The sequence below is a fragment of the Bradyrhizobium sp. Ken01 genome, assembly GCF_055807355.1.
In genome coordinates, this window is sequence record NZ_JBVVPC010000037.1 from 64,654 (window position 1) to 78,148 (window position 13,495).

At 64.0% G+C, this 13,495-nt stretch carries 13 protein-coding genes; 6 read left to right on the forward strand and 7 right to left on the reverse strand.

Annotated elements, in window-relative coordinates:
• Window positions 1-20 precede the first annotated feature (20 nt).
• The 7 genes from AC0L3S_RS28960 to AC0L3S_RS28990 form a co-directional block, all read right to left on the reverse strand.
• On the reverse strand, window positions 21-983 hold the full coding sequence (locus tag AC0L3S_RS28960; RefSeq protein ID WP_473282959.1) for a sulfonate ABC transporter substrate-binding protein: 963 nt from the start codon (window positions 981-983) through the stop codon (window positions 21-23).
• A 482-nt stretch (window positions 984-1,465) separates the two neighbouring features.
• On the reverse strand, window positions 1,466-2,629 hold the full coding sequence (locus AC0L3S_RS28965; protein WP_473282962.1) for a cytochrome P450: 1,164 nt from the start codon (window positions 2,627-2,629) through the stop codon (window positions 1,466-1,468).
• A gap of 77 nt (window positions 2,630-2,706) precedes the next feature.
• Complete coding sequence (locus AC0L3S_RS28970) at window positions 2,707-3,495, reverse strand: helix-turn-helix transcriptional regulator (RefSeq protein ID WP_473264823.1); 789 nt, start codon at window positions 3,493-3,495, stop codon at window positions 2,707-2,709.
• 116 nt (window positions 3,496-3,611) lie between these two features.
• A complete protein-coding gene (locus AC0L3S_RS28975) occupies window positions 3,612-3,971 on the reverse strand; it encodes a DUF2200 domain-containing protein (RefSeq protein WP_473264824.1) in 360 nt (119 codons plus the stop codon).
• Window positions 3,972-4,008: 37 nt separating this feature from the next.
• A complete protein-coding gene (locus AC0L3S_RS28980) occupies window positions 4,009-5,214 on the reverse strand; it encodes an LLM class flavin-dependent oxidoreductase (RefSeq protein ID WP_473282964.1) in 1,206 nt (401 codons plus the stop codon).
• 81 nt (window positions 5,215-5,295) lie between these two features.
• Complete coding sequence (locus tag AC0L3S_RS28985) at window positions 5,296-6,525, reverse strand: acyltransferase family protein (RefSeq protein WP_473282966.1); 1,230 nt, start codon at window positions 6,523-6,525, stop codon at window positions 5,296-5,298.
• 85 nt (window positions 6,526-6,610) lie between these two features.
• Window positions 6,611-7,738: an AraC family transcriptional regulator gene (locus AC0L3S_RS28990; RefSeq protein WP_473282968.1), complete on the reverse strand. Its 1,128-nt coding sequence runs from the start codon at window positions 7,736-7,738 to the stop codon at window positions 6,611-6,613.
• 205 nt (window positions 7,739-7,943) lie between these two features.
• Here AC0L3S_RS28990 and napE point away from each other — a divergent pair, with 205 nt between their 5' ends.
• The 6 genes from napE to AC0L3S_RS29020 all read left to right on the forward strand — a co-directional run bounded on the left by napE (window position 7,944) and on the right by AC0L3S_RS29020 (window position 13,321).
• Entirely contained in the window at window positions 7,944-8,129 is a 186-nt protein-coding gene (napE, locus tag AC0L3S_RS28995) for a periplasmic nitrate reductase, NapE protein (protein WP_007596178.1), read from the forward strand.
• A 26-nt stretch (window positions 8,130-8,155) separates the two neighbouring features.
• Entirely contained in the window at window positions 8,156-8,470 is a 315-nt protein-coding gene (locus AC0L3S_RS29000; protein ID WP_473282970.1) for a chaperone NapD, read from the forward strand.
• Window positions 8,471-8,486: 16 nt separating this feature from the next.
• Window positions 8,487-11,000, forward strand: a complete 2,514-nt coding sequence (gene napA / locus AC0L3S_RS29005) for a nitrate reductase catalytic subunit NapA (RefSeq protein WP_473282973.1) — start codon at window positions 8,487-8,489, stop codon at window positions 10,998-11,000.
• Window positions 10,997-11,467: a nitrate reductase cytochrome c-type subunit gene (locus AC0L3S_RS29010; protein ID WP_473282975.1), complete on the forward strand. Its 471-nt coding sequence runs from the start codon at window positions 10,997-10,999 to the stop codon at window positions 11,465-11,467. Before napA ends, AC0L3S_RS29010 begins: the two co-directional genes overlap by 4 nt.
• On the forward strand, window positions 11,464-12,117 hold the full coding sequence (locus AC0L3S_RS29015) for a NapC/NirT family cytochrome c (RefSeq protein ID WP_473264830.1): 654 nt from the start codon (window positions 11,464-11,466) through the stop codon (window positions 12,115-12,117). Before AC0L3S_RS29010 ends, AC0L3S_RS29015 begins: the two co-directional genes overlap by 4 nt.
• An 88-nt stretch (window positions 12,118-12,205) precedes the next feature.
• Window positions 12,206-13,321 carry an ATP-dependent DNA helicase gene (locus tag AC0L3S_RS29020; protein ID WP_007596183.1) on the forward strand — a complete coding sequence of 372 codons (1,116 nt, stop codon included), beginning with the start codon at window positions 12,206-12,208 and terminating at the stop codon, window positions 13,319-13,321.
• Window positions 13,322-13,495: the final 174 nt, after the last annotated feature.

Consider the following 13,495-nt stretch of genomic DNA (forward strand, 5'->3'; position numbering starts at 1 on the left):
GGGAAGGCTGGTTGGCACGATCAGGCTGCCGGGTTGCGCCAGACGATGTCGCGGATCACGATCGGCTTCGGAATCAGGCCGAGCTTGTGGAAGCGGTCGGCGACGCCCTGCTGCGTCGTGACGATGTCGTCGGTGACGGGACCGACCACGAAGTTCGCGCGATTGGCGGCGAGGGTCTGGATGTCCAATGGAACGCCGGTGATCGCGGCGAGCGATTTGGCGACCTCGTCGCGGTGCTGTTCGGCCCACTGACCCGCCGCGGTCGTCACGTCGATGATCTGCTGCAGGATCGCGCCGTGATTCCTCGCGAAATCGCGGTTGGCAATGAAGAAGGAATTGGTCTTGGTGACGTCGCGCGCATTGATCAGGATGCGGCCGCCCTGCTTTGTCTCGCCGATCGCGAAGTAAGGATCCCAGATCGCCCAGGCCTCGATGCTGCCATTGGCGAAGGCAGGCCCGGCGTCCGGCGGCGTCAGATAGACCGGCGTGATGTCGGCATAGGTGAGGCCGGCTTTCTCCAGCGTCTGCACCACGATGTTGTGGGCGCTGGAGCCCTTGGTGAAGCCGACGCGCTTGCCCTTCAGGTCGGCGATGCCGCGGATCGGCGAGTCCTTCGGCACCAGGATGCCCTGCCCGTTGGTGATGGGCTGGCCGGCGGCATAGACGATCGCGGCGCCCGCCGCCTGGGCGAACACCGGCGGGGAATCGCCGACCGCGCCAAAATCGACGCTGCCGACATTCATCGCCTCCATCATCGGAGGTCCCGACGAGAACTCGACCCATTTCACGTCGATGCCCAAGGGCGCGAAATGTTTTTCCAGGGCGGCCTGCTGACGCGTGATAACCAGCACGCCGGTCTTCTGGTAGCCGATACGAATTTCCTTTACCGCGCCTTGTGACGTTCCTTGTGCTTTGGCACTCGAAGCGAATGCGGCGACTGCCGCAGTTCCAACGGATAGTTTGAGAAAGTCCCGACGTTGCATCCGACACTCCAGGCCGCGTGCGGCCGTCCTTCATTCGTGCTCGGGAATGATGGTGCGGCTGATCGGAGGTGTCGAGACACGCGGAAAAATAGCGATGCAGGCACTGCGCGCGTGGCGGAGCGCATGATTAATCTTTCAATCCACGGAGCGAATGCAGGGGATATTTTTCCGCACGCGAATGTGAAAAACGCACGCGCCCGACCGAGAAATTAACAAATCGCGAAAACAACCCCATGCACAGTAGCCGGCGCGTGCGAAAACAATGACTTACGTTTATCCGAAATTTGTTTTGACTCGTCGGGCAAAACAGGAGCAGGATGGCATCATGGCGCACTGGGAGCTGTCGTGGTTCGCAGCGTCCTCCATTCCACTGTCATTCCCCGCGAAGGCGGGGAATCCAGTATCCCAGAGACGTCAACGCGTCACACGACAGCCGCGGCGTACTGGATCGCCCGCCTCCGCGGGCGATGACACCGAAACTGTTAAAACCATCTCACGGGCAGATTTTGCAGCCCGCGAAAGGCCCAGCCGCCGATCCGCACCGGTTCGTCGTCGGCGATCTCGAGCCGGCTGGCACGGGCGAACAAGGTCGGCAGCGCGACGTCGGCGATCATGGCGCGCGAGGCCCAGGCGCCGGCGCAGAAATGCGGGCCAGCACCGAAAGCGACACTCTTGGCCGTATCACGCCGCACGTCGAACTGGTCGGCGCGCACGAAGTGCTTCTCATCGCGATTAGCGGAGCCGAACATGAGGAATACGCGTTCATCGGTTTCGAATGCGACGTCTCGGATCGTCCACGGCTTTGCGATGCGTCGCGGCGACATGCCGATCGGCGAGATCCAGCGGGCATATTCCTCGAACGCCTGGAGCCAGGTCACCTCGCCCTGGCGCACGAGATCGAGCTGGTCGGGATGGCTCAGCAGTGCCCAAACCGTGCCGGCGATCGCTTTGCGCGGCTCGTTCTGGCCGCCGGAGATCGCAAGTTTGACATTCGCGCGCGCGCTCTCCATCGCCATCCCTGAGGCGAGGAGCACGCCGAGGATGCTCTGGTCGGGATGCTTGCGCATCACCGGCAGGATGTCGTCGATCGCCGCATCGATGCCCGACGTCGCCGCATGGCAGCGCGCCTCGACGGCTGCGTCGCCGCTGTAATTGGCGATACCCTCGATCATGCCCTGTGACCAGGCGTCCATATCCGCAAAGCCGATATTGGTGAGGCCGGTGATCGACTTCAGGCATTCGCCGGAGAACGGCAACGCGAAGTCGCGCATGAAATCGATCCGCCCCGGCGCGATCGCGTCGATGATGCGATCGGCATGGGCCTGGAACAGCGCGGTCCAGTGCGCCTTCACCGTCTTCGGCGACACCGTTGGAAACATCGCGCGGCGCTCGACCTGGTGCGCATCGCCGTCCTTGCGCATCATGTTGTGGCCCATCAGCCGGTTCATCAGGCCCGCGGGCTGGTGCGAGGAGAACACGTCGATCTGCTTCTCGGAGATCGAGATGTCGTCGCGGCTCGTCAGCAGGGTCGAGCCGAGCTGCGGCACGAAGGCGATCGGCGCCTCCTTGCGCATCTTGGCGAGCATCGGATAGGGGTCGGCCCAGAACGCGGCCGGGTCGATGTCGATGCGCGGCGCCGTGCTCAAGCTTCGCTCCATTGCTGTTCGCCGCCAATGTTAGCGGCTTCAGGAGGCGCCGTCTGTCCCCAGCGATTGGGACAGCTTCAGTTCAGGCCGCGCGGGCCGGCGAGCAGGCGCAGCACGATCGCAAACAGCTCGCTTTGTGACGAGATGCCGAGCCGCTCATAGGCGCGCTTGCGGTAGGTCAGCGTCGAATGCAGGCTGATGCCGAGTGCCTGCGAGATCGCCTCGGAGCTGAAGCCGGAGAGGATGCGCCGGCAAACGTCCTGCTCGCGCGGGGTGAGGCTGGCGAGCGGCGCACGCGTCGCGAAGAGCGCGGCGAGAGACTGCTCGGTCGTCGCCGACGAGCCGTGCTGGAAGTGGCGTGCCACGCTCGCACTGATGGCCGGCGCGATGGCCTGAAGCCGCGCACGCTGCGCGTCGCTGAAGCGGCCCTGGACAGCGATGCGATAGAAATTGACGTAGAAGCAGGTCTCGTCGACCCAGATCGCGGTCGCGCATTTGTCGACGATGCCGGAATCCACAAAGAACAGTTTTCGGTAGCGGGCGCCGTACATGCGCGGCGCGAAGGAGGGCAACACGAGCGTCGCGCGGCCCTCGCCTTCGAACAGCGCATCGCGGTTGGGATCGGATTGGTGGAACTGGCCGGCATAGGCGGCGCCGAGATCGCCGCCGATCGGGATGTTGCCGGCATCGAGCAGGCAATGTGCGGCGCCCGCGCGGCTCAGCGCGAACACCATGCAATGCCCGACGCCGGCCTGCCCGCGCAGCGTATCGATCAGGATATCAGGGAAATCCGGACGACCGATGGCAAGCACCGCGGACGTGACATCGCCATCTGCCGGATTTGCGGGCGTCCCGTGAGGGCGCATCGTTTTCTCCCCATCGTCTTTTGACGAAATTTATCAGCAATGGCCGCGCAGCGGAAGGCGGGTGTCGCCGGATATCTGCCGTAACGTCGCCAAGCCAGGCGGACGAAGGGGGCTCCTCAGTTGGCACTTTTGCGCAAAATCTTGTCCATCGCTTTTCCCTTGGCCAGCTCATCGATCAGCTTGTCCAGGTAGCGGATCTCTCGCATCGTCGGCTCTTTGACATCCTCGACCCGGACGCCGCAAACCACGCCCTTGATCAGGGCTCGCGAAGGATTGATCTTGGGGGCTTTCGCAAAGAAGGTTTCGAAGTCCGTCCGCTGTTCCAGTTGGGCTTCCAGCTCCTTCTGACCATAGCCTGTCAACCAGGAGATGACCTGATCGACCTCTGCTTTGGTGCGTCCTTTCTTCTCCGCCTTCGCAACGTAAAGCGGGTAAACGCTTGCGAAGCTGGTGGTGTAGATCCGGTGTTTTGTCATGAGCACTCCGGGATCGCTTGTTGCAGGACGTGACACCCTACCCCACCGCCGCCTTCGCCGGCGCAACGCTGACGGCGAGCTTACCGTAACGGTCGGTAAAGGCCTCCGTGTCGATTTCCTCGAGCTTGATCTCGCCGCTCATGACGCCCTGCTTCCAGGCGGTCTGCGCCGGATCGTTCTGGAATTCCGGCATCACCTCGCGGCCGAACAGCTCCAACGATTCGCAGATGTGCTCGTGGCTGTTCTTGCCCGCCTGGTTGAGCAAAATGACCTGATCGATGTGCGAGCCCTGGAAGCGCTTCAGCTTCCTGCGGATCGTCTCGGGCGAGCCGATCAGACCGCCGCGCAGCGCGGCCTCCTGCGCCTCCGGATTGTCGCGCTTCCACTTGTTGTACTCGTCCCACATGTTGACGGTGTAGGGCGCGGGACGCTGGCGATTCTGCGAGGCGCCGTAGAAGCGCAACGCGAACTGGAAGAAGGTGGCACCATCGGCGCGGGCGCGGGCCTCCTCGTCCGTCTTCGCGCACATGAAGAACGACACCAGCGCCATGTTCGGGTTGATCTCGTAGTCGGCGAGCTTGGCGAGGCGCTTGGTCATGGCGTTGTAATAGGCGTGCACCCAGGCATGCGCGGCATCCGCGCTAACGAACTGGAAGCCGAGCGCGCCAAAGCCATGGCGGCCGGCGCGCTCGATGGTCTGTAATTGCGAGCAGGCCATCCACAATGGCGGATGCGGCTTCTGTACCGGTTTCGGCACGACGTTGCGCAAGGGGATGTCGAAATATTTGCCGTGATGCTCGCTGCCCGCGTCCTTGAACATCGGGAAGATCGCGGCGACGGCTTCCTCGAACACCTCTTTCTTGGTCTCCATTTCGCGGCCGAACGGCGTGAGCTCGGTGATGGAAGCACTCTCGCCCATGCCGAATTCACAGCGGCCGTTGGAGAGCAGGTCGAGCACCGCGACGCGCTCGGCGACACGTGCGGGGTGGTTGGTGGTGAGCTGGAGGATGCCGTGGCCGAGCCGGATGTTCCTGGTGCGCTGGCTCGCGGCTGCGAGAAACGATTCCGGCGAGGGCGAGTGGGAGTACTCTTCGAGAAAATGATGCTCGACAACCCAGGCGTGGTCGTAGCCAAGGCTGTCGGCCAGTTCCATCTGCGAGAGCGCGTTCTGATAGAGGCTGAGCTCGTCACCGGCCACCCATGGCCGTGGCAGTTGCAGCTCATAGAAGATGCCGAACTTCATGACGCCTCTCCCAAGTTTTCTTGAGTTTTCTTGCCGCTTATATTTTTGTTGCGGGCATCTTAATGGGTGGGGCGGCGCTGTCTACGCAGTCGCAATTCCGTCTTGCGGGAGAAGGTGCTTTTCGGCGCGGCGGCCATTCAGGACCACACCGATGAAGGTAAAGCGCACCAGCAGATGATAGCTCGCCAGCATCGGAGGAAGCGCGACGACGAGAAGAACGCCGAACTTGATCAGCCCGGGCCAGTCGAGCTGCGACAGCGCGACCTGCAGCGCCATCACGATCGGCAGGTGGATCAGATAGAGCCAGTAGGATGCATCGGCGAGGTAGCGCCACGTCCGACTGAAGCCGGACATGAAGCGGAGCGCGAGGCCGATGACTGCGAAGGTCGAAATCCATATCGCCGGCGCATACAGGATCACGGAGACAAGCCGGAGCGTGGCGAAGCCGAAAGGCAGTTTCGGTGCACCCGGCGCAGACGTCATCGCCCCAACCAGCACGAAACTGATCAGGATCAGAGTGATTGCGAGCAGAAGATGCGGCAGCCAGCGCCGCTCAATCAGCCGCAGCAGATCGATCTGCCGATGCAGCAGCCAGCCGATCGCGAATGCGGTGCCGAAGCCGATCCAGGCCTGCGCGTTGGTGATGAGCGATTGATCCGGCGTCCTCACGCCCATCACGTTGATCCAGCGTTGATCGAGACAGAAGGCGATGCCGATCGGGATTGCCAGAACCAGGGGGGCCAGCGGATTTCGCATGATCCGCGCGAAGGCACGGTCAATCACCGCTCGCCACCCGCCTGACGCATCTAGCCAGACAAATGCGCCGCGCAGGAGCAGAACGGCGACATAAAGCTCCAGCAGCACATAGACGAACCAGAGATGGGTCAAGGGGAAATTCGGCAGCACCGGTGGCCAGCTGCGGGACCAGCCGCCGTTCGGGAAATGAGACGCCCAGATCGCGATGAAGTACATGGGCGTGAACAGGATCGGCCAACCGATCACGAGCGGCAGCCCGATTCTCGGGAGCCTGTCGCGGACGAAGCCCCTAACGCCCCGGCGATGAAAGCTCATGCGGGCGAAAAAACCCGCCATCAGGAAGAAAGTCGTCATCCGGAAGACGTGGATGGTGAAGGTCAGCAGGCCCAGGAGCAGGCTTGGATGGGTGTCCTGGATGAACCAGAACCGGGGCGTGGCGGGCACGAACGACATGGCCGCGTGCAGGACGATGCCGAGCAGCAGGGCGCCGCCCCTGAGTGCATCAAGAGCGTGCAGCCGTTCCGATGCAGGGGTGGCGGCGGTCGAAGGTGACATGGGTGGGCTCATTCGGCTGGCGAGAGGATCTGCCGGACAGTCTGCCCAATCGGCACAGGGCGTTCTCGCCTGATCCAAAAATCGGCTAGCCGATTTCGCGGCGCGGCTGGCTGAGTTCAGCGCTGTCGGGCCGGCTCAGCGCCTCACGCCGGAATTCGGTCGGGGTCATGCCGGTTTCGGCCTTGAACGCGCGATTGAAAGGTCCGATCGACTGGAAGCCCGCATCCATGGCGATGGTCAGCACCGGGACCTCCCGCTGCGTCCCGTCGGACAGCGCCAGCCTGGCGTCCTCGATACGGTAGCGGTTGAGGAAAGCATTGAAGTTGCGATAGCCCAGCCCTTCATTGATCGCTTGGCGCAGCCGATGCTCGGGAACGTCGAGCCGCGCCGCGAGCGCTCCGATCGCAAGGCCTTCCTGGCGGTAGGTTCGCTCGACCGTCATCAGATGGTCGAGACGCCGGAGCAGGATCGGATCGACGACGACCCGCCCCGCGGCGGCGCGATCGGCGGCCGGGGCTTGCCTCCCCGCCTCGCCGGATGCGATCGCGGCCGTGGCGTCATCGACGGCCATCGCCGGCGCGCTGAACAGCCCGATGGCGGCAAGCATGGCCACGACGAACAGCCCGAGCGCGGTCGGGAGACTGCCGGGCGCGCCGGGAACCGCGACGGGAATTGCGGCGAAGCCGGCGACGGCGACGGTCGCGATGAGCACGACATTGATCGCAAGCATCGCCAGCCGCAGTCGGCGTCGCCGCGCGACCAGATCGGCTCGCCAGGTCTTGACCGTCTGAATGGCGGCGGCGAGGGCCAGCACCAGGGTGGCCAGAGCCAGGACTCGCCCGCCTGCGCCGGCCAAAGCGGGCCAGTTCGCCCAGCCCAGCGTGATCGCAAATCCGAAAACCACGATGCTCAGCCACAGCGCGCCGTGCCAACGCCTCAGCACAAAATCGTCGTCGAACGCCGCGCGCGCCCACAGCCAGAAGACCGCAGGCTGCGCGGACAGGATCGGCAACGTCCACCACCAAGCCGTTTTGGGCAGGCTGGGCGCCGTCGCGATCGCATAGAATATGCCGCCTGCGCACATCGCGATGCCCAGAAACGCCTGTTGGCCGGTCGCACGACGCAGCAATGCCACGAGAACGATCAACAGGAACACGCTGCTCGCCGCGCCGCGAAGTCCGAGATCGATCGCCGTCAGCCCTGCCGCGTTCACCACTCGTATCCCCGTTCGATGCCAAACTGTCGCATCGCCTTCGCACGGGTACAACCCAAACTTGCGCTTGTGGTCTGGCCGCGGCCATCATCGCAGCTCGACGGATTGATCCAGATCAAGGCGTCAGTGGCCCTGCTGCATCTAAGGTGCGGCAAGGCAACGGCCCGGATGCCGTCCCAATCCCACATTTCAGACGAGACCGAACATGTCGGCCCCCGACGACGCGACTTCGCGCGTGCGCCGTAAGCGCATGGAGATTTTCGCATTCCTGTTCCTGACCGCGATCGTGATGCCCGTCCTCGCGGTCGGAACGGTGGGCTCCTACGGGCTCGGCGTCTGGATCTACCAGATGTTTGCCGGCCCTCCCGGCCCGCCGCCCTCCCCGCATTGATCTCCTCGAAGCGAAAGACAGGCATCATGGCCGAATCCAAACTCAACCGCCGCGCATTGATCACCGGCCGGGTGCTCAGCGCCGACCGCATCGTCGCGCCGCCCGGTTGCGAAATCGCCAGCATCATCGTGCAGGCGCGCCCCGAGCGGCTCGCCGCACTCGAGGCCGCGATCACTGCCCTTGCCGGCTGCGAGATCCACGGCCGCGACCCGCGCGGCAAGCTCATCGTCGTGACCGAAGCGCCTGATGCCGGCAGCCTCGGCACCCTGCTCAACACCATCCAGTCGCTGCCCGACGTCTATTCCGCAGCGCTCGTCTTCCACGCCATTGAAACCGCCTGAGCCAGGAAGAGCCATTATGACATCGCCAAAGCTCGACCGCCGCCAGATGCTGAAGCTCGAGGCCGCCGCCATCGCGGCCGCCGCTGCGGGCATGCCGGCACCGGCGCTCGCCGCAAACCTCGTCGCCGAGCGCGACGTGGCCGAACTGAAATGGGACAAGGCCGCCTGCCGCTTCTGCGGTACCGGCTGCTCGGTGATGGTCGCGACCAAGAACAATCGCGTCGTCGCCACCCACGGCGATATCAAGGCCGAGGTCAATCGCGGCCTCAACTGCGTCAAGGGCTACTTCCTCTCCAAGATCATGTACGGCCACGATCGCCTGACGCAGCCGATGCTGCGCAAGACGGCAGGCAAATACGACAAGAACGGCGAGTTCACGCCCATCTCCTGGACCGAAGCCTTCGACATCATGGAGGTGAAGTGGAAGGAGGCGATCAAGAAGCGCGGGCCGAACGGCGTCGCCATGTTCGGCTCCGGCCAGTGGACGATCTGGGAAGGCTACGCGGCCTCAAAGCTGTTCAAGGCCGGCTTCCGCACCAACAACATCGATCCCAACGCGCGCCACTGCATGGCCTCCGCCGTGGCCGGCATGATGCGCACCTTCGGCATCGACGAGCCGGCCGGCTGCTATGACGACATCGAGGCCACCGACGCCTTCGTGCTGTGGGGCTCCAACATGGCGGAGATGCATCCGATCCTGTGGACCCGCCTCGCCGACCGCAGGCTCTCCGCGCCGCATGTCCGCGTCGCCGTGCTCTCGACCTTCGAGCACCGCTCGTTCGACCTCGCCGACATCGGCATGGTGTTCAAGCCGCAGACCGATCTCTATCTGCTGAATGCCATCGCCAACCACATCATCAAGACCGGCCGGGTCAACAAGGACTTCGTTGCCGCGCATACCATCTTCAGGCGCGGCCAGACCGACATTGGCTATGGTTTGAGGCCCGAGCATCCGTTGCAGAAGAAGGCAACAGGCGCGGCGAAGGCCAACGATTCCACCGAGATGAGCTACGACGAGTACGTCAAGTTCGTTTCGGAGTACACGCTGGAGAAGGCGGCCGAGATGTCGGGCGTGCCGCTCAACCGGCTGGAGGCGCTGGCCGAGCTCTATGCCGACCCCAAGACCAAAGTGGTCTCGTTCTGGACCATGGGCTTCAACCAGCACACCCGCGGCGTCTGGTGCAACAACCTCGTCTACAACATTCATCTGTTGACCGGAAAGATCTCCTCGCCCGGCAACAGCCCGTTCTCGCTGACCGGCCAGCCCTCGGCCTGCGGCACCGCGCGTGAGGTCGGCACGTTCTCGCACCGCCTGCCTGCGGACATGGTGGTCACCAACAAGGAACACCGCACCAAGACCGAGCACATCTGGCAGCTGCCCGAAGGCACCATTCCCGACAAGCCCGGCGCGCATGCCGTGCTGCAAAGCCGCATGCTGAAGGACGGCCTGATCAACGCCTATTGGGTGCAGGTCAACAACAACCTTCAGGCTGGTCCCAACGCCAACGAAGAGACCTATCCGGGCTTCCGCAATCCCGACAATTTCATCGTGGTTTCGGACGCCTATCCGTCGGTCACCGCGCTCGCCGCCGATTTGATCCTGCCGACCGCGATGTGGGTGGAGAAGGAAGGCGCTTACGGCAATGCCGAGCGGCGTACGCAGTTCTGGCATCAACTCGTCGCTGCCCCGGGCGAGTCGAAGTCCGATCTCTGGCAGCTCATGGAATTCTCAAAGCGCTTCAAGATCGAGGAGGTCTGGCCCGAGGAGCTGATTGCCAAGAAGCCGGACGTGCGCGGCAAGACGCTGTTCGACGTGCTGTACAAGAACGGCCATGTCGACAAGTTTCCGGTCTCCGACATCGAGCAGGGCTACCTCAACGACGAGTCCAAGGCGTTCGGCTTCTACGTCCACAAGGGCCTGTTCGAGGAATACGCCACCTTCGGCCGCGGCCACGGCCACGACCTCGCGCCGTTCGACACCTATCACCGCGAGCGCGGCCTGCGCTGGCCTGTCGTCAACGGCCAGGAAACCAAATGGCGTTTCCGCGAGGGCAGCGACCCCTACGTCAAGCAGGGCACCGACGTGCAGTTCTACGGCTATCCCGACGGCAAGGCGCGCATCTTCGCCCTTCCCTACGAGCCGCCGGCGGAATCGCCCGACAACGAATATCCCTACTGGCTCTCCACCGGCCGCGTGCTGGAGCACTGGCATTCCGGCACCATGACGCGCCGGGTACCCGAGCTCTACAAGGCCTTCCCCGAGGCCGTGTGCTTCATGCATCCCGACGACGCGCAGGAGGCGAAGATCCGCCGCGGCGACGAGGTGAAGGTGATCTCTCGCCGCGGCTTCATCCGCGTCCGCGTCGAGACCCGCGGCCGCGACCGGCCGCCGCGAGGCCTCGTCTTCGTGCCGTGGTTCGACGAGTCCAAGCTGATCAACAAGGTGACGCTGGACGCTACCGATCCGATCTCGCTGCAAACCGACTACAAGAAGTGCGCCGTGCGCATCGAGCGGGTGAACGTGTCATGATGAAACGATTTGGAGCAGCGCTGCTCGCAGTCGCGATCGCGGCCGGCGCGAGTTCGCTGACCGCGCAGACGGTGACGTCAGGCCTGCGCGGCCCGACCCCGCTCAACGACGAAGGGCCGGCGCCGCCGATGCTGCCGAACCGCAACACCTCCGAAAGGGAAGTGCGCAACTATCCGGAGCAGCCCCCTGTCATTCCGCATACGATCGACGGCTATCAGATCGACCTCAACGGCAACAAGTGCCTGTCCTGCCATGCGCGGGCGCGCATCGCGGAATCGCAGGCGCCGATGGTCTCGATCACCCACTTCATGGATCGCGACGGCCAGTTCCTGGCTTCGATCTCGCCGCGCCGCTTCTTCTGCACGGAATGCCACGTGCCGCAGAACACCGCCAATCCGCCGGTCAGCAACGACTTCACCGACATCGACACGCTGCTGTCGCGCGCAAGCCCCGGTGGCCGCCGATGACGACGATCGCTGATGAGCCCGACGAGGGAATGAAGGCCAAACGCGGCTTCGTCACGCGAAGCTGGGACTTTGCGCGCGAGCTCTGGCAAGTGCTGATCCGTCCGAGCTCGGTGTTCGGGCTCGGCGTGCTGGTGCTGGCGGGCTTCATGGCCGGCGTGATCTTCTGGGGCGGCTTCAACACCGCACTGGAATTGACCAACACCGAAAAATTCTGCACCGGCTGCCACGAGATGAAGGACAACGTCTTCGCCGAGCTGAAGTCGACCATCCACTTCGCCAACCGCTCCGGCGTGCGCGCGACCTGTCCGGATTGCCACGTCCCGCACAACTGGACCGACAAGATCGCCCGCAAGATGCAGGCCTCCAAGGAGGTCTGGGGCAAGATCTTCGGCACGATCGACACCCGCGAGAAATTCCAGGATCACCGGCTCGAGCTGGCGGCGCATGAATGGGCGCGCTTCAAGTCCAACGATTCGCTGGAATGCCGCAACTGCCACAGCGCCGATTCCATGGACATCACCAAGCAGTCGCCGCGGGCCTCGGTCGCCCATCAGCGCTTCCTGTTCACCAAGGAAAAGACCTGCATCGACTGCCACAAGGGCATCGCCCACCATCTGCCCGACATGCGCGGCGTTCCCGGCTGGCAGTAGGGCGCCCCGCCCGGCTTGAACCGGCGGTGCGAATGGTTAGTTTTGGGGCTGGCGAATCGCTCCGTTTCGCCCCCTCCTCAAGACAGACATGGCCACATTCACCCCGCATCAGGATGCCGCGCTCAAGGCCGTTGGCGACTGGCTCAAGGCCAAACCCGGCCGCAACGGCACGCCGCCGGTGTTCCGCCTGTTCGGCTATGCCGGTACCGGCAAGACCACGCTGGCGCGGCACATCGCCGATGGCGTCGATGGCGAGGTGAAGTTCGCCGCTTTCACCGGCAAGGCGGCGCTGGTCATGCGCAACAAGGGTTGCGACGAGGCCTCCACCATCCATTCGCTGATCTACCGCACCCGCGAATCCGGCGAGGAGCAGCCGAGCTTCGAATTGTGGGACGACGCCCCGGCCTCGAAGGCCAAGCTGATCGTGATCGACGAATGCTCGATGGTCGATGCCGAACTGGGCCGCGACCTGATGTCGTTCGACTGCCCGCTGCTGGTGCTGGGCGATCCCGCCCAGCTGCCGCCGATCCAGGGCGGCGGCTTCTTCACCAATACCGAGCCGGACGCGATGCTGACCGAGGTGCACCGCCAGGCCCAGGACGACCCGATCGTGCGGATGTCGATGGACGTCCGCGAGGGACGCGAGCTCGACATCGGCCGCTACGGCGAGAGCGAGGTGGTGTCGCGCAAGGAGCTCGATCCTGATCGCGTCATGGCCGCCGACCAGGTGCTGGTCGGCCGCAACAACACGCGGCGCGCGTACAATATGCGGGTGCGCCAGCGCCAGAACATCGAGGACGTCTTCCCCGTCGCCGGCGACAAGCTGGTCTGCCTGCGCAACAATCGCAAGAAGGGCCTGTTCAACGGCGGGCTGTGGCGCGTCAAGTCGCGCAACACCTCGCGCTCGAAATCCCGCATTCTCAGCATGAGGCTATCGCCGGACGAGGATCTCGGTCACAAGGTGACCAAGGTCTCGGTGCGCGCCGATTGCTTCGAGGGCGGCGTCGAGGCGATCGCCTGGGAGCAGCGCAAGCCCTATGACGAGTTCGACTACGGCTACGTGCTGACCGTGCACAAGTCGCAGGGCTCGCAATGGGACGACGTCGTGCTGTTCGACGAGAGCTTTGCGTTTCAGGAGAGCCGGGCGAGGTGGCTGTACACGGGCATCACGCGGGCGGCGAAGCGGCTGAGCATCGTCGTTTGATGTCGCGCTGCCGTAGGGTGGGCAAAGGCGCAAAGCGCCGTGCCCACCATCTCTTCACAGAAGAATAGAAACGGTTGGCACGCTTCGCTTTGCCCACCCCTTGTAATAGCGCGATCAGTTATCCTGGACACGTTCCGTGAGGAATGGCCTGCCGCGGTTTGCACCCCGCGACAG